Annotated in this window: 21 protein-coding genes and 1 other annotated feature; of the genes, 12 read left to right on the plus strand and 9 right to left on the minus strand. The window is 36.9% G+C overall.

Annotated elements, in window-relative coordinates:
- Nucleotides 1–236: 236 nt before the first annotated feature.
- Entirely contained in the window at nt 237–1,589 is a 1,353-nt protein-coding gene (locus tag AC1PU0_RS03155) for an aspartate kinase (RefSeq protein WP_069653931.1), read from the minus strand.
- 194 nt (nt 1,590–1,783) lie between these two features.
- Between AC1PU0_RS03155 and AC1PU0_RS03160 the strand changes: the two genes are divergently transcribed.
- From AC1PU0_RS03160 to AC1PU0_RS03190, 7 genes are all read left to right on the plus strand, one after another.
- Nucleotides 1,784–2,449, plus strand: a complete 666-nt coding sequence (locus AC1PU0_RS03160) for an HAD family hydrolase (RefSeq protein ID WP_479998688.1) — start codon at nt 1,784–1,786, stop codon at nt 2,447–2,449.
- 229 nt (nt 2,450–2,678) lie between these two features.
- Complete coding sequence (gene ezrA, locus AC1PU0_RS03165) at nt 2,679–4,400, plus strand: septation ring formation regulator EzrA (protein ID WP_069653929.1); 1,722 nt, start codon at nt 2,679–2,681, stop codon at nt 4,398–4,400.
- Between the two features lie 148 nt (nt 4,401–4,548).
- Nucleotides 4,549–5,697 (plus strand): cysteine desulfurase family protein, encoded by a 1,149-nt coding sequence (locus tag AC1PU0_RS03170; RefSeq protein ID WP_479998689.1) that lies wholly within the window; start codon nt 4,549–4,551, stop codon nt 5,695–5,697.
- A gap of 43 nt (nt 5,698–5,740) precedes the next feature.
- Nucleotides 5,741–6,946, plus strand: a complete 1,206-nt coding sequence (gene thiI / locus AC1PU0_RS03175) for a tRNA uracil 4-sulfurtransferase ThiI (protein WP_479998690.1) — start codon at nt 5,741–5,743, stop codon at nt 6,944–6,946.
- A 160-nt stretch (nt 6,947–7,106) separates the two neighbouring features.
- Nucleotides 7,107–7,760, plus strand: coding sequence for a redox-sensing transcriptional repressor Rex (locus tag AC1PU0_RS03180; protein ID WP_479998691.1), 654 nt, complete (start codon nt 7,107–7,109; stop codon nt 7,758–7,760).
- A gap of 125 nt (nt 7,761–7,885) precedes the next feature.
- Nucleotides 7,886–8,377, plus strand: coding sequence for a thiol peroxidase (gene tpx / locus AC1PU0_RS03185; protein WP_206849154.1), 492 nt, complete (start codon nt 7,886–7,888; stop codon nt 8,375–8,377).
- A 45-nt stretch (nt 8,378–8,422) separates the two neighbouring features.
- Nucleotides 8,423–8,642 (plus strand) — a binding site (T-box leader).
- Nucleotides 8,643–8,793: 151 nt separating this feature from the next.
- The gene (locus tag AC1PU0_RS03190) at nt 8,794–11,439 is read left to right on the plus strand and encodes a valine--tRNA ligase (protein WP_479998692.1); all 2,646 of its coding nucleotides are present in this window, start codon (nt 8,794–8,796) and stop codon (nt 11,437–11,439) included.
- 66 nt (nt 11,440–11,505) lie between these two features.
- Here AC1PU0_RS03190 and AC1PU0_RS03195 read toward each other — a convergent pair whose 3' ends face one another.
- The 4 genes from AC1PU0_RS03195 to AC1PU0_RS03210 form a co-directional block, all read right to left on the minus strand.
- Complete coding sequence (locus tag AC1PU0_RS03195) at nt 11,506–11,997, minus strand: immunoglobulin-like domain-containing protein (protein WP_479998803.1); 492 nt, start codon at nt 11,995–11,997, stop codon at nt 11,506–11,508.
- Between the two features lie 2 nt (nt 11,998–11,999).
- Nucleotides 12,000–12,131 (minus strand): hypothetical protein, encoded by a 132-nt coding sequence (locus tag AC1PU0_RS03200; RefSeq protein WP_258379241.1) that lies wholly within the window; start codon nt 12,129–12,131, stop codon nt 12,000–12,002.
- 190 nt (nt 12,132–12,321) lie between these two features.
- On the minus strand, nt 12,322–12,915 hold the full coding sequence (locus AC1PU0_RS03205) for a TVP38/TMEM64 family protein (RefSeq protein WP_206849147.1): 594 nt from the start codon (nt 12,913–12,915) through the stop codon (nt 12,322–12,324).
- 21 nt (nt 12,916–12,936) lie between these two features.
- On the minus strand, nt 12,937–15,504 hold the full coding sequence (locus AC1PU0_RS03210; protein ID WP_479998693.1) for a YfhO family protein: 2,568 nt from the start codon (nt 15,502–15,504) through the stop codon (nt 12,937–12,939).
- A gap of 374 nt (nt 15,505–15,878) precedes the next feature.
- Here AC1PU0_RS03210 and AC1PU0_RS03215 point away from each other — a divergent pair, with 374 nt between their 5' ends.
- The 4 genes from AC1PU0_RS03215 to AC1PU0_RS03230 all read left to right on the plus strand — a co-directional run bounded on the left by AC1PU0_RS03215 (nt 15,879) and on the right by AC1PU0_RS03230 (nt 19,037).
- Nucleotides 15,879–17,198, plus strand: a complete 1,320-nt coding sequence (locus AC1PU0_RS03215) for a bifunctional folylpolyglutamate synthase/dihydrofolate synthase (protein ID WP_479998694.1) — start codon at nt 15,879–15,881, stop codon at nt 17,196–17,198.
- Between the two features lie 74 nt (nt 17,199–17,272).
- Complete coding sequence (locus tag AC1PU0_RS03220; protein WP_206849143.1) at nt 17,273–17,932, plus strand: HAD family hydrolase; 660 nt, start codon at nt 17,273–17,275, stop codon at nt 17,930–17,932.
- 87 nt (nt 17,933–18,019) lie between these two features.
- Entirely contained in the window at nt 18,020–18,688 is a 669-nt protein-coding gene (radC, locus tag AC1PU0_RS03225; protein WP_069653727.1) for a RadC family protein, read from the plus strand.
- A 148-nt stretch (nt 18,689–18,836) separates the two neighbouring features.
- Nucleotides 18,837–19,037, plus strand: coding sequence for a cold-shock protein (locus AC1PU0_RS03230; protein ID WP_010760372.1), 201 nt, complete (start codon nt 18,837–18,839; stop codon nt 19,035–19,037).
- 548 nt (nt 19,038–19,585) lie between these two features.
- Here the strand turns inward: AC1PU0_RS03230 and AC1PU0_RS03235 are convergent.
- A complete protein-coding gene (locus AC1PU0_RS03235; protein WP_167351501.1) occupies nt 19,586–19,735 on the minus strand; it encodes a hypothetical protein in 150 nt (49 codons plus the stop codon).
- Nucleotides 19,736–19,911: 176 nt separating this feature from the next.
- Here AC1PU0_RS03235 and AC1PU0_RS03240 point away from each other — a divergent pair, with 176 nt between their 5' ends.
- A complete protein-coding gene (locus AC1PU0_RS03240) occupies nt 19,912–20,361 on the plus strand; it encodes a universal stress protein (protein WP_069653672.1) in 450 nt (149 codons plus the stop codon).
- A gap of 57 nt (nt 20,362–20,418) precedes the next feature.
- Here AC1PU0_RS03240 and rnjA read toward each other — a convergent pair whose 3' ends face one another.
- The 3 genes from rnjA to AC1PU0_RS03255 all read right to left on the minus strand — a co-directional run bounded on the left by rnjA (nt 20,419) and on the right by AC1PU0_RS03255 (nt 22,986).
- A complete protein-coding gene (rnjA, locus tag AC1PU0_RS03245; RefSeq protein ID WP_206849141.1) occupies nt 20,419–22,089 on the minus strand; it encodes a ribonuclease J1 in 1,671 nt (556 codons plus the stop codon).
- Between the two features lies 1 nt (nt 22,090).
- Nucleotides 22,091–22,303, minus strand: a complete 213-nt coding sequence (locus tag AC1PU0_RS03250) for a DNA-directed RNA polymerase subunit epsilon (RefSeq protein WP_010760376.1) — start codon at nt 22,301–22,303, stop codon at nt 22,091–22,093.
- Nucleotides 22,304–22,596: 293 nt separating this feature from the next.
- Entirely contained in the window at nt 22,597–22,986 is a 390-nt protein-coding gene (locus AC1PU0_RS03255; protein WP_479998695.1) for a YbaN family protein, read from the minus strand.
- Between the last annotated feature and the right edge of the window lie 28 nt (nt 22,987–23,014).

Below are 23,014 nucleotides of genomic sequence, written 5' to 3' on the forward strand. Positions count from 1 at the left end.
CCCACCCTATAAGGAAGCCAGATGAATGGTGGGAGCAGAAGCAAAGCGGCAATTCACAAAAATTTAAAGCGCATCAAGTAGTTCCCAATTGTCCTCTTTTTACAGGATTACTGTAAAAAGAGGCAATTTTCGTAAATTCCTTCTTGTTGCGGTAAAACACAACGAGGACGAGTTGATGTACACAGTACCTACTTGGTTCTCGGAATGAAATTCTTCTGTCCCAATCTCATTATTAGTTATGATTTAAAAAATGTTTGATATAAAGCCTGAATCGCTTTTTGCTCTTGATCCTCACGAATACCAAACATAATGCTGACCTCGGAGGAACCTTGGTTGATCATTTCTAAGTTGATTTTATTAAAAGCTAAAGCGGCTGTGCTGTCAGCCATGACCCCGATTCGTTGGCGCATTCCTTCTCCAACAACCATCAACATCGACAAACCATGCGTGATCCGCAACTCATCAGGCTCAAGTTCTTGTTCTAAGCGTGTCATTAATTCTTTTTCTATTTCAATTGTCAATTGACCTTCTCTTAAAATGATGGAAATATCATCGATTCCAGAAGGCATATGTTCATAGCTCAGCCCTAATTCTTCAAGAATCTGAAGCAAGCGGCGACCGAAACCTAATTCTCTATTCATTAAATACTTGCTGATGTAGATACTAGCAAAACCTTGGTCGCTGGCAATTCCCACAACTGGATCGTGTTTGACCGTTCTAGAAGTCGTGATCAATGTGCCAGGGTGTTCAGGATTATTCGTATTTTTGATGACTACCGGAATATTGGCCCGATAAGCCGGCATCAACGCTTCATCATGTAAGACGGCAAATCCAGCATACGCTAATTCGCGCATTTCTCTATAAGTCAGTTCTTTGATTGTTTTTGGCTCGTGAATAATCCCCGGATGTGCAACAAAAATACCGTCGACATCCGTAAAGTTTTCGTAAATATCAGCTTTTACACCTGCTGCAACAATCGATCCTGATATATCTGATCCTCCCCTAGAAAATGTACAAATGTCACCAGTTTCTGTAAAACCAAAAAAGCCAGGAATCACTAAAATTTCTTCAGTCGTAGCGAACTGGTAGATCTTGTTTAGAGAAGATGGCAAAATCCGAGCATTTCCAGGTTCATCTGAAACGATGATTCCAAGATCTAAAGGATTTGTGTAACGAGCATTCAAGCCTCGTTGTTGGAAAAATGCAGCCACTAATTTAGCATTATTGTCCTCTCCACTGGCTAAAAAAGCATCTAAAAGATGAGGGTTATGTTCTTTTTCCAAAGTCGCTAAATGTTGGATTGCATGTTGAATATCAGTTAAAACATCTTTAGTAAGGGTTAGTTCATCTAAAATTGCCTCATAACGGGCAACGATTTTAGCGACGATTTCAGTAGTATTTTCATTATTGACGTACGCTTGATAATAAGAAATAAGCATATCTGTTACTTTGATGTCTTCAGAAGAACGCTTACCAGGAGCTGAAACAACGATGAACTTTCGTGAAACGTCTTCTTTTACGATGTGTAAAACTTTCTCTAATTGTGTTGCAGAAGCAAGCGAGCTTCCCCCAAATTTTGTGACTTTCACTTTTTTCACTCCTAATTTTAATAGATTTTTCATTATAATAGTAAAAGAATACCGAAATATCCTTCGAAAAGCAACCGTAAAATAGACAATTAATTAATCTTTTCCGTTGTTTTTCAACAAATTTCTTCATTTTTTTTCAAACTTTTGTTAGACTGATAGAGCTGAATAAGAATAGCAAAAAAGGAGCACCAATAATGATACAAAGATATGAAGGAATTATTTTCGATATGGACGGCGTATTGGTCGATAGTGAAGAATTCTACTACCAACGTAGAAAAGCCTTTCTCAAAGAATACGATCTATCCATTGAGCAAATACCAATTCCTGAATTTGTTGGAGCAGATATGCGAAGTCTATGGGATACGATTATAAAAGTAAATGATACAACGTATGACAAAAATTTCCTGAATGAAAAATATTTACACTATAAAATCGAACACCCCATTGATTACGGGTATATGATCGACCCAGATGCAAAACGAGTATTACAATTTCTTAAAAGAAAAGGCTACAAAATCGGTTTGGCTTCGTCCTCAATGATGGATGCGATTCAAGATGTTTTGAAAGCTGGACAATTGGCTAGTTACTTTGACGTGATCGTCAGTGGAACCCAATTTAAAAAAAGTAAGCCCGACCCTGAAATTTATCTATATACTGCTACCGAATTAGGGATTGATCCTGAAAGTTGTCTTGCTCTTGAAGATTCTGAAAAAGGAATACGGTCGGCACACGATGCAGGAATGACAGTCTGGGCCATTCAAGATAACCGTTTTGGCATGAATCAGCAGTTAGCTGACGCACAATTAGATACCTTAAGTGAGTTGTGTAAAAAGTTGCAAGATGTGGAAGATATCGGTTAAACTTATTAATAATGAGGATAGAAAGGGTACAATAGTACAAACTCAAAACAATTATTAAGAAATTACAATTAACTAGTGCTTGATAGAGTGGATTGTGGTATAATTTTCTGTAGGTGTTTTTAAGAATTTTATGTAGATAAGAGACTGATACAATTGCAGATAGAAGTGATTTTGTTATTTATTAGCAGTTGTATAATCATATATGGATAAATAAACGGAGGAACCATGAATGAAGAATAATCTGATCATTATCGTAGTTTTAGCTATAATAATCATCGCAGCAGTTTTGTATTTAGTTGGTTATTTTATGAGAAAGAAAAATCAAATGAAACTCGATGATCTGGAAAAGAGGAAAGAAGAGCTGTTCGACTTGCCAGTGATTGAAGAGGTCGATGATGTCAAAAAGATGCACATGGTCGGTCAAAGTCAGAACACGTTTAGAGAATGGAATCAACGTTGGACTGAGATTTCTACTCGTTCTTTTGCAGAGCTAGAAAGTCAGATTTTTGAAGTCGAAAATTTAAATGAAACCTTCCGTTTTATGAAAGCGAAAAAAGCAGTCGCTGAAGCAGAGCAGACGATGACAGAGATGGAATCAGAAGTTGAGATCATCCGTAATGGTTTGAAAGAACTGCGCGAGAGTGAAGAACGTAATTCACTTGAAGTGCAAAAAGCTTTAGACGTTTACGAAGAAATCAGCAAATTACTTCATGACGAAAAAGCAGAATTTGGTTCTGCTTATCCTGAATTACAAAAACAAATCAAAAATATCGAAATCGAATTTACTCAGTTTGTCACATTAAATACTTCTGGTGACCCAATTGAAGCGCGTGAAGTATTGGAAAACGCTGAACGTCATACTTATGAATTAGATGACGTAATGAAACGCATTCCGCCACTTTATGATGAATTGAATCGGACCTTCCCAGATCAACTAAAAGAGATCGAAGAAGGATACAAACGTCTGCTTGCAGATCACTATGTATTCCCTGAAAAGAATTTCGAAGACGAATTAAGACGTGTTCAAAAACGCGTTAAAAATTCAACCGTTGATTTAGAGAAGACGGAAGTTGATGCAGTAGAAGTAGCCAATCGTGATACAGCGAATGCAATCGATGCATTATATGAAATCATGGAACGTGAGATCAATGCTAAGAAATATGTGATGACGAACCATAAAGTAGTGGGTGACTATATTGCCCATGCACTGAAAAATAACCGTCAGTTGATGATTGAATTAGATCACACCTCTCAAAGTTACACATTGAATCATAATGAGTTAGGACGTTCAAGAGGTTTCCAAACAGAGATCGAAGAATTGATTCGTCGTTATGAAGATTTCGAACCAAAAATGAACGAACACACGATTCCTTATTCTGAAGTTCAAGCATTCTTTAAAGATTGCTACAAGATATTAGATGACATTGAAAATCAACAAGTTGAAATCGATGATTCCTTAAAAGAATTACGCAAAGGAGAAAAAGTTGCCCAAGAAAAAGTTGATCAGTATGATTTCCGACTACGCAATATCAAACGCCACGTTGAGAAACAACGTTTACCGGGATTACCAGCTGATTACTTAGAGTTTTTCTTTGTAGCTACAGATCGCATCGAAGAATTGAGCAAAGCCTTGAATCGAATCCGTATCAATATGGAAGAAATCAAAAAACTTTCTGATTTGTGTAATGAAGATTTAGAATTACTGGATAAGAAAACTAATGATTTAATCAACTCCGCTGCATTGACAGAACAAATGATGCAATATGCGAATCGTTATCGTCATACACATGAAGCAATTCGTGTAGCAATGGAAAATAGTTTAGAACTATTCTCAAAAGAATACAGATATCAAGATGCGCTAGATGAGATTGGTACTGCACTTGAACGAGTGGAGCCAGGTGCATTTAGAAGAATCGAAGATTTCTACTTCAAAAATCTTGGTGTAATGTAATAGTGATTGATTGTTAAAAGGCGAGACCGTGGTCTCGTCTTTTTGTTTGTTTCGAATGATTATGCAATGAATTCTGATTGTTAGGTTGAACTAGTAAAATAGAAAGTATATAATAGGAAAGAATTTCAAAAGAAGAAGGTTTTTTTAAATGATATATTTTGACAACAGCGCAACAACACCGATTTACCCTCAAGCTTTAGATACATATATAAAAGTCAGTCAACGAATTATTGGAAATCCGTCTAGTTTGCATGACATAGGTAATCAAGCAAATCGTTTAATGGAACAAGCCCGTAAGCAAATAGCAGATTTGATCGAAGTGAAGCCAGATGAGATTTTTTTTACAAGCGGTGGAACTGAAGGGGATAATTGGGTGCTGAAAGGAACAGCTGTAGAGAAAAAAACGTTTGGTCGCCATATTATTATTTCATCTATTGAACATCCTGCTGTTGCTGAAACAACAAGGCAGCTTGCAGAGAATGGGTTTGAAGTTTCCATCGCACCTGTTGATGAACGTGGATTTGTGATAGTGGATGAATTAGCCAAGTTGATTCGCAAAGATACGATCCTTGTTTCCATTATGGCGGTCAATAACGAGATAGGCTCGATCCAGCCAATTCAAGCAATTAGTAATTGCCTAGCAGACTATCCATCAATTCATTTTCATGTTGATGCTGTTCAAGCTATTGGCAAAGTTGCTCAAGAACAATGGTTGACGCCTCGAGTTGATTTCGCTACATTTTCTGCTCATAAATTTCACGGTCCCAGAGGAATAGGGTTTATTTATTGGAAACACGGTCGTAAACTTGCACCGCTTTTAACTGGTGGCGGGCAAGAAAATGATCAAAGAAGTGGAACTGAAAATGTGGCTGGAATTGTTTCTATGGCGAAAGCTTTACGTTTATATAAAGATAAAAACGCAGAAAAACCAGAGCATACTGGAACTATTCGGCGATATTTGCTTGAGGCATTACAAGAATATCCGAATGTCAGAGTATTTTCAAAAGAAACTGCGGACTTCGCCCCTCATATTTTATGTTTTGCGTTAAAAGGAATTCGAGGAGAAGTACTTGTACATGCATTAGAGGAAAAACTAATCTACACTTCAACAACTAGTGCATGCTCCAGTCGAAAGAAAATGACCAGTAGCACATTACATGCTATGAAAGTACCTGATTCGTTCGCAACGTCGGCCATACGGGTTAGCTTGGACGAATCGAATACAATTGCAGAAGCGGAACAGTTTATGATTATTTTTAATCAACTATATAAAAAGTTCCTAGTGTTAAATAGCTAAGAAAGTAAAAAAATCAAGCGTTATAGAAAAGGATTGAACAATTGTGAACTATACTGAAATTATGATTCGCTACGGTGAACTTTCAACTAAAGGAAAAAATAGGAAAATATTTATTTCCCAACTAGCACAAAACGTCAAAAGAGTACTTGGTGATTTTCCAGCTGTCAAAATCCATGCTGATCGTGATCGGATGCACCTATTATTAAATGGTGAAGACAGCGCTAAAATCTTACCTAAATTAGAAAAAGTCTTTGGTATCCAAACCTTTTCGCCAAGCGTACGTGTCGAAAAAAAAATGCCAGCAATTCGTGAAATGGTTCAAACCATGATCCAATCTGCTTACCAACCAGGTCAAACATTCAAAATTACTTCTAAAAGGTCTGACCATAGTTTTGAATTAGATACAAATGAATTGAATCGAGAACTTGGCGGTGCCGTTTTTGAAATTTTCCCAGAGATAACTGTCCAAATGAAAAAGCCAAACATTGAAATTCGTGTAGAAATCCGCAAAGAAGGAGCTTACTTATCTTATGAAACGATTCGTGGTGCTGGTGGATTACCTGTTGGAACGAGTGGACGTGGTATGTTAATGCTCTCTGGTGGAATTGATTCGCCTGTTGCGGGGTATTTATCAATGAAACGCGGTGTAGAAGTGGAAGCTGTTCATTTCGCTAGCCCACCATACACAAGTGAGCAGGCGTTACAAAAAGCGAAGGACTTAGCTGCTAAAATCGCCCCTTATGCTGGTAGTATCCAATTTATTGAAGTTCCATTCACTGAAATCCAGGAAGAAATCAAACGAGTAGTTCCAGAAGGTTATCTAATGACGGTGACACGCCGAATGATGCTACGTTTGACTGATGCGATACGTGCTGCAAGAAAGGGCTTAGTAATCATCAATGGAGAATCATTGGGGCAAGTAGCATCACAAACCTTACAAAGTATGGTTGCAATCAACGAAGTGACGACAACGCCGATTATTCGCCCAGTCGTATCGATGGACAAGGGGGAAATCATCGAAATCGCTGAAAAAATCGATACCTTTGAGTTAGCAATCCAACCATTTGAAGATTGCTGTACGATTTTTGCACCGCCACAACCTAAAACAAGACCTAAATTAGACAAAGCCCAAGCCTATGAAGCTAGACTTGATATAGAAGGGTTGATGGCCCGATCAATGGCTGGTTTAAAAGTTAGTGAAATAACTGAACAAAGTGAACAAAACGAAGAATTTTTTGATTTGCTATAAAAGCTAGAAGAACAGACTTGATAACGTTATCGATTCTGTTCTTTTTTATTAGTTTTTTTCTAATAGCTCCTATTTTTTTCACAAACAAGTTGCCCACGACTTGTAAGCATGATAAACTATAAATATATATATGTGAAATGAGTAACAAGGAGGCTAGGAAATGAAGGAATTACTTAAAGAAAAAACAATGCCTAAAGCGACAGCCAAGCGGTTGCCGTTGTACTTGCGATATTTGAAAATGCTAGGAGATTCTGGTGTAACGCGAATCAAATCAAAAGAATTTAGTGACGTGATTCAAGTCCCACCCGCAACCATTCGTCGTGATTTTTCTCACTTAGGAGAACTTGGGCGCAGTGGTTATGGCTATGATGTCCCTTACTTAATCGAGGTTTTTAGTCATATTTTGAATACACAACAAGAAAAACGGATTGCGCTAATCGGGTGTGGCAATTTAGGAAAAGCGCTAGTCAAAAATAACTTTCGAAGAAATGAAAACTTGAATATTGTTTGTGCATTTGATACTGAAAAAGAACTTGTGGGGCTTTCTGTAGATGATATCATCATACAACCAATGGAAAATCTAACTGAAGAAGTCAAAAAAACAGGTGTCACGGTGGCTATCTCTACGGTACCGAGCCAGTTTGCACAAGATGCGATCGATAAAATCGTCGATGCTGGTATTACAGCTATTTTGAATTTTGCTCCAGATAGAGTAACTGTGCCTCACAATGTGAATGTCCAATACATCGATTTGACAACAGAATTGCAGACGTTGATTTATTTTGATGAAACGTTTGCGAGTAAAAAAAACTAGAAAGCAAGAACTTTGTCATCTATTCCTCCTTCCTCTATACTAAATAAAGAGAGAGAATGTCAAATTGTTGAGTATTCGTAGCTTGAAACGCTTGCTCAGCTTTTAAATTAGAGGAGGAAAATACAATGAACGTTACAAGAAAAGGCGAAAAAGTGGAAATAATTGGTGCCCAACCCGAAGTCGGTGCTAAAGCGCCAGATTTTTCATTAGGAAATTTAAATGATGAAGTAGTAAATCTATCAGATTTCACTGGTACGCCTGTGCTGATCAGTGTTGTACCTGATATTGATACTAGAATCTGTTCACTACAAACAAAACGCTTCAATCAAGAAGCTGCGAATGTTGAAGGTGTAAAATTTATCACGATTTCTAATAACACAAAAGAAGAGCAAGCGAATTGGTGCGCAGCTGAGGGCGTGGATATGGAAATTTTACATGATACTGAAGGTGAATTTGGTGAAGCCTATGGATTGTTTATTCCTGCAATGGGGCACTTAGCTCGTAGCATTTTTGTGATCGATAAAGATGGCAACATAGTTTACGAAGCAATTTCAGCAGAAATTTCAGAAGAGCCTGATTATGCTACTGCGTTGGAACAAGCTAAAGCCGCACGTTAATTATTTTTCAAATTGACTTCTATTCAACTTCAATGTTAAAATGATTCAAAGACTATGAACAAGAGGAGTATTACTGGCATCGTTCTAGAGAGAGAATCAATCGGTGGAAGATTTTCACATAACCAGTAAGAAGGTAGCTTGGGAGTCAATGATTTGAATGGAGTAGAATGATTCGATTAGTGATCGTTACCTCACGAATGAAGCGGTGTCTGGATCGTCAGACACAATTTAGGTGGTACCGCGTACAGAAGTTTACGCCCTAAAATACGAAAGTATTTTAGGGCTTTTTACATGTTCATCACAGATTGTGAAGCAATCTGATGTTGAACAGTACAAGGCGACTTATAAGGAGCGTTGTCACCTTAGTTTATCGTTTCACCATTCATTTAAATTAGAATCAGAAAGAAGGAACGCGTATGTCAGAAGAAAAAAATCTACCGACAAAATACCAACCTACAGAAGTAGAACAAGGCCGTTATCAAAAATGGCTAGACCAAGATTTATTCAAACCAAACGGCAATAAAGATGCAAAACCCTATTCAATCGTGATTCCACCGCCAAATGTTACAGGGAAACTACATTTAGGTCATGCATGGGATACCACTTTACAAGATATGATCATCCGTCAAAAAAGAATGCAAGGTTTTGATACATTATGGCTGCCGGGAATGGATCACGCAGGTATCGCAACCCAAGCAAAAGTTGAAGAAAAATTAGCTGAACAAGATATTTCTCGTTACGATTTAGGACGTGAAAAATTTGTTGAGCAAGTTTGGGATTGGAAAGAAGAATATGCTTCTCATATCCGTGAACAATGGGCAAAAATGGGCTTATCACTAGATTATAGCCGTGAACGTTTTACTTTAGATGACGGATTATCTCAAGCTGTCCGTAAAGTCTTCGTTTCTTTATACGAAAAAGACCTGATTTACCGTGGGGAATACATCATCAACTGGGATCCAAAAGCCAAAACAGCCTTATCTGATATCGAAGTAATCCACAAAGATATCGAAGGGGCCTTTTATCATATGAGTTATCCACTGACGGACGGAACAGGCGTTGTGGAAATCGCAACAACACGTCCTGAAACAATGTTAGGCGATACGGCGATTGCTGTTCATCCAGATGATGAGCGTTATCAAGCCTTGATCGGAAAAACAGTCACATTGCCATTAGTAGACAAAGAAATCCCGATTATTGCAGATGAGTATGTAGATATGGAATTTGGAACAGGTGTCGTAAAAATCACACCAGCCCATGATCCAAATGACTTTGAAGTGGGTAATCGTCATGATTTACCTCGTGTGAATGTCATGAATGAAGATGGTTCTATGAATGATTTAGCAGGTAAATATGCAGGGATGGACCGTTTCGCAGCACGTAAATTGATCGTTTCTGATCTAAAAGAAATGGGTCGTCTGATTAAAATTGAAACAATGAATCACAGTGTTGGTCATTCAGAGCGTACAGGTGTCGTTGTTGAACCTCGTTTATCCACACAATGGTTTGTTAAAATGGCGCCATTGGCTGAAAAAGCCATCAAAAATCAAGATACAGAGGATGCAGTAGAATTTTATCCACCACGCTTTAATCAAACATTCTTGCGTTGGATGGAAAATGTCCACGACTGGGTAATCTCACGTCAATTATGGTGGGGCCATCAAATTCCTGCTTGGTATCATAAAGAAACAGGCGAAATGTATGTTGGCATGGAAGCACCAGCCGATCCAGAGAATTGGACCCAAGATTCTGATGTGTTAGATACATGGTTCAGTTCAGCATTATGGCCATTTTCAACAATGGGTTGGCCTGATGAAGAAGCAGCTGATTATCAGCGTTATTTCCCAACAAGTACTTTGGTAACAGGCTACGATATTATTTTCTTCTGGGTTAGCCGCATGATGTTCCAAAGTTTAGAATTTACAGGACAAGCACCATTTAAAAATGTCTTGATGCATGGCTTGATCCGAGCAGAAGATGGACGTAAAATGAGTAAATCTCTAGGAAACGGAATCGATCCAATGGAAGTCATCGATAAATACGGGGCAGATGCGTTGCGTTGGTTTATGTCCAATGGCTCTACACCTGGCCAAGATATGCGTTTTAGTTATGAAAAAATGGATGCCTCTTGGAACTTTATCAATAAAATCTGGAATGCTAGCCGTTTTGTAATCATGAATATTGAAGGAATGTCTTATAAAGATATTGACTTTAGCGGTGAGAAAACAGTAGCAGATCGCTGGATTTTAACACGTCTAAATGAAACGATTGCACGTGTGACGGACTTGTTCGATCGTTTTGAATTTGGTGAAGCGGGTCGTCAGTTATATAACTTTATCTGGGATGATTTCTGTGACTGGTATATTGAAATGAGTAAAGAAATTCTGTACGGCGAAAATGAAGGGGCAAAACAAACAACACGTAGCATTTTAGTCTATACATTAGATCAAATTTTGCGTTTACTACACCCAATCATGCCATTTGTGACAGAAGAAATCTGGGAAAATATTCCGCATGAAGGTGAATCCCTTGTGATTGCCGATTACCCAGTTGTTCAGGCAGAGTTTTCGGATGAAACCGCCGCTCGTGGGATGGAAGTCTTAAAAGAAGTGATTCGCGCAGTACGTAACATCCGTGCAGAAGTAAATACACCACTTTCAAAACCAATCACATTATTGATCAAAACAAGTGATGAAACGGTTGATAAATTCTTGATCGACAACACAAATTATATCGAGCGTTTCTGTAATCCAGAAGAGTTGACGATTGCAAGTGATATCATTGCACCAGAATTAGCGATGTCAGCGGTTCTGACCGGAGCAGAGTTATATTTACCACTAGCAGGTTTGATCAACGTAGAAGAAGAAATTGCCCGTTTAGAGAAAGAATTAGACAAATGGACGCAAGAAGTCAAACGCGTACAAGGGAAATTAGCCAATGAACGCTTTGTTTCTAACGCGCCAGATGACGTTGTAGAAGCTGAGAAAGCAAAAGAAAAAGATTATCTAGAAAAACAAGTTGTTGTGAAGGAACGAATTGCGCAACTACGGACAGTGAATTAACTATAAAGAAGTGGATCGTTAGTCAGAAAAAAATCTGATTAACGATCCACTTTCATTTACACTCAATTACTGGTTCGTCACCTTAACAGTAAATCGTTGAATCTCAATACCGGCATCATTCAATACGGCTAGCTCAACTTTATCTGTAGGTGAGGTAATAGCAACGCCTAATAAGCTAAATGTCCCATCTTCAGCTATTTTTACGGTTTGTTGTCGTCTTCTATTTACATAGAGACGAACAGTTGTAGCGGACTTGCCTGTTACTTTACCCGTTACAAAAGTATCATCTATTTTTTGTGGGTTTAGTGTCATTTCTACCGTAGGCTCTTGAATCACTACGTCATTCCGAGTAATTTCATCTTCATAACGATAGCCTACGAGTTCTACTTCATCGTCCGTATAATCAATCAAACCTTCGACATCAAAAGCAAACTGTCTAGTTGAAGATAGTAACGTGCGCTCGATTTCTTCTCCGTTGATGATTAAAGCGACATGCGTATGAAAATAATCAGTTCCGCCTGTGACTGTTGTATCCTCGTATAAGGTGTAAGGACTCACAGTCAAAGAATAAGCTTTTCTTCAATAGTCACAGTTGCTCGCTCTAATTCCTTATTTTTTCGGTCTAATGCGATTACTTCTACTTTATCCGTTACATTTTTGATTAGTCCAATGACTCTCCATTCTTTCTTCATATTTTCACCTCCTTATTTATACATTTGTGTAAACTATAACATATTTATAGTTTAAAAAATATATCTTTTGGAATTGATTTATTTCTGAGTGTTTAGATAATAGTTAAAAAAGATGGGAAAAGCACAAAAAAAAACAGCAAGCATTATCTCTAACTTGCTGTTTTACGTATTTATACAATTGTTTGTACCTCTATTGGATCAAAAAACGATTAAACAAGAACAAAATAGCATAGCCATAAGTCGCCACTGACCAAAGTTTAAAGACAAGTAAAATTTTCATATACTCTTTAAAAGGAAGTTCTGCAAGTCCTGCGACTAAACAGACTAAGTCGTCTGGTGCAAAAGGAACAAGCAATGTGACGATCATTAATTTCTTAATGCCTTTTTCAGGACGATCCAACATTTTCTCGAACGTCAAGTAACGTTTTTTAGTTAAAATCAATCGCGCAAAGGACTTGCCATAATAACGAGCTAGCCAGTAAACAATGATTTCGCCGATAATCAGGCCAATATAACTATAAACTAATCCTTGAATATTGCCGAACATCAACATACCGACAACTGTTGAAATTCCTCCAGGAAGAATCGGAACGATTACTTGAACCATTTGCAAAAAGATAAAGATAAACACCGCATATTCACCGAATTGTTTTATAAAAGCTTGCAAAGACTGAACGGAATGGAAAATTCCTTTAGAATAACCGTAAATCACTAGAACAACAAAACAGATAACACCTATAATAGGCAGTACATAGATGACCCGATTCAGAATTTTTCTACCCATGGCTTCAGTTTCCTCTCAATATTACTTGGATTTTCGACCTATAAAATGCTTTAATAGTTGATAAAATAATACGCCTAAAAACACAGAAATGCTAATAAAAACGCCCACGATAAAGTTTCGTTGTTGATAATGCATGGTGATTTGATGTTTGCCAGATGTTAAGTCAATTCCAGTGAAATTCCCTAAAACAGATGTTGCTTTCACTTTTTTTCCATCTACTGTGATTTGCCAATTTTTATCATATGGAATGGCTAAGTAAAGCAAGGAGCCCTCAGAATTATTTACAGTAATTTCACCGGTCAATGTACCAGAAACTTCTTCTTTCATTAGGATTGCTTGAGATTTTTGCTTAGTAATAAGCGAATCAAAAGACTCCTGTTGTAAGGTCTTCAGTTCGATCGTTTTGTCCTCAAGTTCTTTATTAGACTCAAGTTGTAATTTAACGATATCATCTTTTTCAAAATAACCAAGGTTAAACAATTGATTGGTTGCTATATAAACAGCAGGTTTGATTTTTTCACCATTTACTGTAAACGAAGTGATTTTTTCCCAATCGATTTCAGGTGCATAAAGGTACAGTTCACCATTAGCGGTTGTTTTTGTTGTAAGCGTGTAGTGTGTATCATCTTGTTCACTCCATGCGATTTTTTGTGTATCCTTAAAATAGGCATCATCGTTTTGTTGAATCTGCTGTAAAATCATTTCTTGATTTTTTAACGGTTGATTCTTCACTAACTTAAACGAATGAAAGTCTTGCGGGACTAAAAAGCCCATACCGATGGCTTCATCGTTTTTGTAAACATTTGTTGAAGGATCACCTGAACTATTCTTTTGATGAGATTTAACTTCAGGTGTTAATTGATAGTTCACGTTTAATAGTAAATTGATCACTTTGGAGTCATCTACATAAGCAATTCTACGATCATTTTTTTGATACAATCCTAGCGCTTGAAGCGTGTCTTGCGTTTTTGCATCTAATGTAGAAGTGTAACTTGAAACACCTGCATAGCCGTATAAAATTGGATTGTTGTAGCCATTGTTTTTTTCATGATAGCCGGCTGCATCTGAATCAACTGTTTGTTTTATCCGAAAGAGATTCGGGTTTGTCTCTTCCAAATCTGAAATGATCTTATTCTGAATCTGATAAGTTTGCGCAAATTTTTCTTGGTTACCAAATGGAATATCCTTAAAGCTGATCCAAAAATTAAAGACTAACTCAGAGCAGACGACTAAAAATAAGAGTCCATATAAGCAACCTTTTTTTGTACCAGTCATTTTTTGAATCCAAACAACTAAAGCAAACGTTAGCCAAACACTAAGCAGACTGATGATAAAATAATGATCAGACAAAAGAAATACTTTTTCTTTTGAAAGCTTTAAAGAGACATACCCAATTGTGAGTAACATAGAAAAAATAGTAGGAACCCGTAGACTTAGGTTTACACCTTGTTTTAATTTAAGGAAGGCCTCATAAGCAAATTTTATGACCAAGAAACTAAAGATAAACGTATTTCGATAAGGAAATCCAGCTGGACTTTGGAACATATGCCAAATCGTATTAATTAATTCTAGCCAGAAACTTAAGAAAATAAACCCGATCAAAAAAGCCGCTCCTCGTTTTTCCCTTTTAGAAATAGTTGAGAGCTGAAAATAAGCGATAAAGAGTAAAACCATCAAGATGCCAGAAAAAATCGTCGGCAAATGCTCCAAGCGCCACTCGAAATTAACACTACCAAGACCGAATTGTGAAAGAAAATTAAAACCAAAGTTAGGTCTTGGTAAAAATGTCTGCCAATCAAAATTTGTCTTTTTCGTTGCTAACATGCCTTCTACGGCAGGAATTAAAATAAAACTAGTGCTGATGCCAGTGAGAAAAGACGTGACAAAAAACAAGCGGCCTTCTTTAATAAACTGCCAAATACTTTTCTCTTTTGCCGAGTCTGTTTTTTGATAATACCAATACACACTATAGCAGACTGCAAAAATACATAGCATGTAGCCCATATAATAGTTTGTTACGATACTCAGAAATAATGTGACGGAGTATAAGGCGTACTTTTGATGGTCCCATAATTTCTGAATCCCCAAAATAAGTAAAGGAAATAAAATCAACGCATCCAACCACATAAAGTTCAAACAATAAACCGTTACAAAGCCACATAAACTATAGGATGTTGAAAAGAGTAACGTAGAAATCGTGGATTGCGCATATGTTTTTTGAAGATAGTAGAACATCGAACTACCCATAAACGAAATTTTGAGCGTAATAATCAGCAAAATCGCAATTGGTAATTGTTCATAAGAGAATAGTAAGACTAAAATATTGAATGGGCTTAGTAAATAATAGGCACTCAGCGGTAAAATCGTTCCACCTAGGGCATCAGAGAAAGAATAGAGCGAATAGGTATCTCCTTGGAAAAATTGCTTAAATAAGCTTAAAAATGGCATGTACTGTGTCCCTAAATCACTGACCAATAGGTTATTATTCCCAATTGGTGCTAAACCTAAAATCGACCAAAGAATGATCAACAATAAGAAGGGCAGGAGGAAACTCCCACAAATCAATAAATTATTTCTGTTTTTTAACATAGTTAATACTGCTCCTCTATTCTAATAATGTGTCACTGTTTTAGGATAAAGGTTCAATTAATCTTGATAAATCAAGCGAACTACCTGCAACAATACTACTTTTTTTTAACGAACGTTGTGGAAATATCACACTAACAACCTAGTTTATCATGGGTCTAGGAGTTGTTGCAAAAGAATCCGTTTCCAGTTCATACATATAGGTTTAATTATTTTATCACATCTGTATTTATTTAAAAGCAATCAGTTATTTTATTTACGATTTTTTATACAATCGCATTTTTTTATCCTTCAATCGCTCATTTACGGAATTAAAAGCGTTAATTAGTGAAAAGCACTACAGCTTTCGATATAATAGAGACTGAGGAGTTGATAAGATGTCATTAACGATAGAAGAAGCAATCGATTGGATTCATAGTAGACTGCCGTTTGGAACGAGACCCGGTCTTGATCGGGTGGAAGCCTTATTGAAACGAGTCGGTAATCCAGAAGAAAAAGTACCAACGATACATATTGCAGGCACGAATGGAAAAGGCTCTACTGTAACTTATTTACGGTGTATGCTAGAAGAATTAGGACTCACCGTAGGAACCTTTACTTCACCTTATATCGAACAGTTCAATGAACGAATTGCCATTAACGGAAAAGGGATTTCAGACAATCATATCATCCAGTATGTAGAGAAATATCAATCCTTAATCAGTGAGATGGATCGCCAACCAGAGAGCGCGGGAATTACTGAATTTGAAACGTTGACTGTGATGGCACTTGACTATTTTCTAGATGAAAAAGTTGATATCGCCATTGTAGAAGTAGGACTTGGCGGATTGTTAGATAGTACGAATGTTGTGAAACCAATTTTAACCGCAATCACTACAATTGGAAAAGACCATACAGAAATTTTAGGTGATACACTTCAGAAAATAGCCTTTCAAAAAGCTGGGATCATTAAAGATACGATTCCTGTAGTAACAGGTAATATTGAAGAAGAGGCTTTTGTCGTGATCGATGAAGTCGCATCTGAAAAACAAAGCAAAGTCTATCGCTATGACAAAGACTATAAAGCGGAATACCAACGTCCAGATAAAAATTGGGGTGAAATCTTTGATTTTTATGGGGAAGCGGGCAAATTACCGAAAGTCAAAGTTCCGTTATTAGGCCGTCATCAAGTAGAAAATGCGGCAGTAGCGATTCAATTGTTTTATCTTTATTGTAGGACTCAGCAAATCAACTTTACCGACAGAACTGTGTATCAAGGTCTGGCTCAAGCCCAGTGGCCTGCTAGAATGGAAAAAATCAGTGATGAACCTTTAATTGTTTTAGATGGTGCGCACAATGATCATGCGATGCGACGACTAGCAGAAAATCTAAAAAAAGAATTTCCAAATCGAGAGATCCATATTTTATTTTCAGCGTTATCGTCAAAAAATATCGATCAAATGATTGCATTATTAAGAAAAGTACCGAATGTTCATTTGTATTTAACGACATTTGATTATCCACGCGCAATCGAATTAACAAAAATGGAACATTTTGAAGACGATAAAACAGAAATTGTTTCATTATGGCAATTTGGCTTAGGGGAAATTTTAGAAAAAATGTCTGCAGATGACTTGATGCTAGTGACAGGTTCTCTTTATTTTGTTTCCCAAGTACGTGAACTATTATTGAATATAGGATCTGGCAATACGGAGTAGATTATCGATAAAAAGGGCTTGCGTGGTTCAGCACTTTGAAAAATGGTAATCAATAATTATAAATGGAGGACAAGATGAAAAAAATTGATGGCGTGATTTTTGATATGGATGGTTTATTATTTGATACGGAACTGATTTATTATCAGTCAACTCAAAAAATAGCAGATGCGATGAATTTTCCCTATAGTAAAGAAGTTTACTTACAGTTTTTAGGTGTATCAGATGAAGAAGTACAAGAGAACTATCATCGAATCTATAAGGAGTTTGGTAAGGAAAAAGTGGATGAGTTTATCCAACGATCATATGACGATACGTATCAAGTATTTGAAGCGGGGAAAGTTCCCTTAAAAGAAGGGGTTCTAGAATTACTTGATTTTCTTGATCAACAAGACATTCCAAGAATCGTTGCGTCAAGTAATGTTCGCCCGGCAATTGAATTATTATTAGATGGAGCTGGAATTAAAGATCGTTTTTCTGACATTGTTTCAGCAGAAGATGTGACTCGAGCAAAACCAGACCCACAAATATTCCGAAAAGCCTTAGCTAGTCTGGGTACAAAGGCTGACAATACCTTGATTTTTGAAGACTCGTTTCACGGTGTAACAGCGGCTGATGCTGCAGGTATTCCAGTAATCATGGTACCAGATTTATTAGCACCCACCGACGAAATCAGAGAAAAAACATTGGAAATTTTTGAGAGTTTGACTCAAGTTCCAGCTTATTTAAAAAAATAAACTCTTCACTCCTTTGCGTATCTTATAGTAGAAGCGTATTAAGGAGTGATTTTTTTGATCAAAGACGAAAAGCTATTTATCAGAGAGATGCCAGAAGATTGTTTGCCTCGAGAAAGGCTCGAAGTTGTGGGAGAAAAAGCATTATCGAATCAGGAATTACTGGCAATCTTATTACGAACAGGTTCCAAGAATATGAATGTGATGAAAGTAGCGTCAAATTTTTTAAATTATTTTAATCATTTATTTGAACTTAAAAATGCGACACTCACCGAAATGATGGAAATCAAAGGTATTGGCCGAGTCAAAGCGATTGAGCTAAGAGCAGCCATCGAGTTTGGTTATCGTATCCAGCAAAGTACCCAGATGAAATTTGGCAAGGTTTCTTCCAGTTATCAAATCGCGCAAAATTTAATTTATGAACTACAAGATTTTCAGCAGGAACATTTAGTCTGTTTGTATTTAAATACTAAAAATGAAGTAATCAAACAAGAAACAGTTTTTAAAGGATCCTTGAACCAAAGTGTTGCACACCCAAGAGAAGTCTTCCGTAGCGCTGTTAAATGTTCTGCGGCACGCTTGATCCTTGCCCATAATCATCCATCTGGCAATCCAACACCGTCAGAAAGTGACATTCATTTTACGCAAAGAATGCAAGAGTGTGGAAAGATGATGGGAATCGAAGTTTTAGATCACATTATCATCGGAGAACAAGTTTACATCAGCATGAGAGAAGAAAATTTTTTTGCGGTAGACTAGCTAGATTTCTTGCAAAAATAAAGGTTCGCATGTACAATATATGTGTAATCTTGTTTGGGACAATATAGAAGTTTTAATTTTAAAACCCTCTATCGTACACGAGCAATGTTACAATATTTAGTGCTTAAGCACGAGGAGGAACAACAGAATGGAACAAGGAACAGTAAAATGGTTTAACGCAGAAAAAGGATTTGGATTTATCTCTCGCGAAGACGGTAGCGATGTATTCGTACATTTCTCAGCAATTCAAGGTGAAGGCTTCAAAACAATCGAAGAAGGACAATCAGTAAGCTTCGACGTTGAAGATTCAGATCGTGGACCTCAAGCAGTTAACGTTGTAAAAAACTAATCAATCCATTCCAAAACACTTAGCAAATTTGCTAAGTGTTTTTTTATTGTCAAACACAGTGACTGATTGCAGAGCGGAAGATGCACAATACTTAGTGAACGGAAGAAGAGAAGTGTCATTCGCTTGATGGGGGAGCCTATTCCGTTTGAACTTAGTGAGTTCTTACATTTTTGTTACTATCTTTTTCTACTAGAAGTTGTAGACTATTTAGTAAGAGGTGGTAAACATGTTAAATATTTCTTTAATAATCTTTTTTGTATCCTGGGCATTTCTTGGATTAGCAAGTATTTTTTATCGTTGGCGAGCCTTTACTAATAAAAAAGCATGGAACGGTATGGTGATTCCACTAGGCGCATTTGGCTTTGTATTGCTAGTAGTCAGCTTGATAATGATTTATCTCAATTACCCAAAATGACTATTCTACTAAAAGAAGATTGGAATAGTCAGTAAAGAATTAAGAAAACAAAAAAGACATCCGTGATTTACCATTCACTGGATGCCTTTAAATCGTATTAGAACTTGAATCGTTCATTTAGGTTGATAACTCCTTAAATAGATTTTTTCAATTCTTTTACTGCTTGTGTAATCGTGATACCATAAGCAATATTTGCTTGGTTATTTGCATCGATAGCCATAAACAAATTTTTCTCTGTATCAAGCGCTACACGGTATTTTAATACTTTATTACCAAATGTCATAATAATTCTCCTTTCTTGATTCTTATGAAAGGCAACGATATCTGATAACGAAATTCCATGATTACTATAACACGGCTTTTTATCAGTGTAAAGAAGAAAGTTTTTGATTTGGCAGTATTTTTGTTGAAAGCCTTTTTACGTAGTATAATGAAGGTACCAAGAAGGAGGTTTTTATCATGGAAGAGACCTACAAGAATATTTTAGTTGCGGTAGATGGTTCTGAGCAGTCTGAAAATGCGTTCCAAGAAGCGATAAAAATAGCCAAACGAAATGGTGCTACCTTAAATATTTTGTCTGTTATAGAAGAGACGGGAAATTATTTTGGCGAACTGACCTTATCGATGGGAAACTTGATGGAAGATATTCGTACAAAAGAAGAAGCCAAAATGAAAATAAGAGAGTCAAAAGCTCTTGAACTAGGAGTATCTGACGTTTTTACCTATGTAATGTACGGTTATCCGAAAACTTTGATTGCTGAGTTTACAGAATCAAAAGAACCGATCGACCTAATTGTAATAGGCAGAACAGGTTTAAATGGGTTTGAACGACTGATGGTTGGATCAACGACATCTTATGTTGTGAATCACACAAAAGCCAATGTTTTAGTGGTAAATATTACAGTATAATGATAAAAAAGCAACGGACGGATAAAAATCCATCTGTTGCTTTTTTAGTAGTCAAACTCATGAAGTCATGATCATTGGTAAAATCATGGGATGACGTTCTGTCTTTTCAAACAAGAATGGCTGTAACGCAGCCGAAATCGCATCACACAATTTCGCTTCTGTACACTGTTCATCTCTTAATGCTTCGCGGATCGCATTGAACAATAAACGTTGTCCTTCATGGATCATTTCGCCTGATTCTCGCATATAGACAAATCCGCGAGATAAAATATCTGGCCCCGCTAGAATTTCTTTATTTTTAATATCTACGGTCGCTACTGCTAAGACTAATCCTTCTTCAGATAGAATTCGACGATCGCGTAAGACCACATTACCGATATCACCGACGCCATTACCATCCACGTAAACATCGTTGGCATTGAAGTGCCCAGCAATATGCGCATCATCCGCTGTTAAAGCTAGCACATCGCCATTTTCCATGATGAAACAATTTTCAGCAGGAACGCCAACATCTTGAGCTAAGGAAGCATGAATTTTTAACATTCTAAATTCACCATGAACGGGGACAAAATATTTAGGTTTCATTAAACTTAACATTAGTTTTTGTTCTTCTTGACCACCATGGCCAGAAGTATGGATATTATTGATCTTTCCGTGAATAACTTCAGCACCTGCTTCAGAAAGCAAGTTGATCAGACGGTTAACGCTTGTTGTATTTCCAGGGATCGGTGAGCTTGAAAAGATCACTGTATCTCCAGGTTGTACTGAAATCTGACGGTGCGTTCCGTTAGCAATTCGGCTTAGGGCAGCCATCGGTTCACCTTGGGATCCTGTACATAAAATCATCGTTTCGCCAGCAGGTAGTTGGTTTAACTCACTTGCATCCACAAACGTTCCTTTAGGTACATTGATATAGCCTAAGTGTTCACCGTTAACAATCGCATTTTCCATACTGCGACCAAACACAGCTATCTTACGTCCAGTTGCCACAGCAGCATCAGCAGCTTGTTGAAGACGGAAAATGTTGGAAGCAAAACTGGCAAAGATAATTCTTCCTTCGATTTTTTCAAAAATCTTTAGAATAGAAGAACCAATCGTTTTTTCTGATTTCGTAAACGTTGGGATCTCTGCATTTGTACTATCAGAAAGCAGACATAGAACGCCTTCTTCTCCTAATTTTGCCATGCGGTGTAAGTTTGCAGGTTCACCAACTGGGGTAAAGTCAAACTTAAAGTCACCTGTTGCCACGATATTACCTGAAGGTGTCTTCACAACGACACCTAAAGCGTCTGGGATACTATGGGTTGTTCTAAAAAAGCTAATCGCTGTTTTACGGAAACGAATTACAGTATCTTCATTGATTTCATGAAGTTCAGCATCTCGTAATAAACCATGTTCATCTAATTTGTTGGTGATCAAAGCTAATGCCAATGGTCCAGCGTAAATCGGTATATTTGCTTGACGTAGTAAATAAGGTACACCACCGATATGATCTTCGTGTCCGTGAGTGATAACTAACGCCTTGACTTTATGCAGATTTTGAACGATGTAGCTGTAATCTGGAATAACATAGTCTATCCCAAGCAAATCATCTTCTGGAAATTTGATTCCCGCATCAATAATGATGATTTCATCTTGAAATTGAACCCCATAAGTGTTCTTTCCGATCTCGCCCAAACCGCCTATTGCAAAAACGCCGGTTTCATTATTTTTAATATTTACTTTCATATTAAAACTCCGTTAAAGAGAATTCCGCGTGCTCTTGTTCATAAGCTAAGTGATTTTCATCAAGCGCTTGAATGTATTCAATATTGTATGGGGTATTTTCTTCAACTTGTTGACGCACGATAACATCGCTCTCTGCCTCAACATAAATAGATTTTGTATCTTCTCTTTTTGGGTTTCTTACTTTTGTTTCTTGGTAATAAACTTTATATATCATATGTTTTTTCTCCTTTATCTGCTAATGCAGTTAATGATTTATTTTTATTATTTCTTACTGTAATTTTTGAACACAACAAAATGAGGTGGTTGTCCACCTTAAAAACAATTGGCATCAAAAACAGTCGTTAATGATGAAATGAAGCCTCGACTTTGCTTCACTTTACTTGTTTTATGGAAACTGCACTTTCTTTCAACCGTCCATTGTGTTGTGTTGTACAACAATTAATCGTATTTTATCACAAAAGAGTGAATAAGTATAGAAACAGACCTATTAGTTTAAAGAAAAGATGATTATTCAATCGGTTCTTTTGTTGGTATAGCGTTCTTTTTATTGAAATACAAATTTAGACCAATTAGATGCAACAAAAAGACAATGGCTAAGGTAATCGTCATGAATGGATTACGGACGATGACACAAGGAATTGCAAAAACCACAAACAACGTTGTGAATAACTTTACTCGACCTAAAGGCGTAATCTTTTTTTCTACAATAGATTCTTGGATATATTTTTGATAATAGCTCGATTTAATAAATTTTGTATATAAATAGTCAGAGCTACGCATCCAGAAAAAAGCGGTCAAAATATAAAAAATCGTTGTAGGCAAAATCGGTAGAAAAATCCCTATTGTACCCAATCCAAATGTGAGACAGCCTAAAGAAGTATAAAACATTTTTTTCATTGATTTATTTCCATCACTTTCACCTGAT

Source organism: Enterococcus sp. XAF26B05_ASV22, from assembly GCF_056727285.1.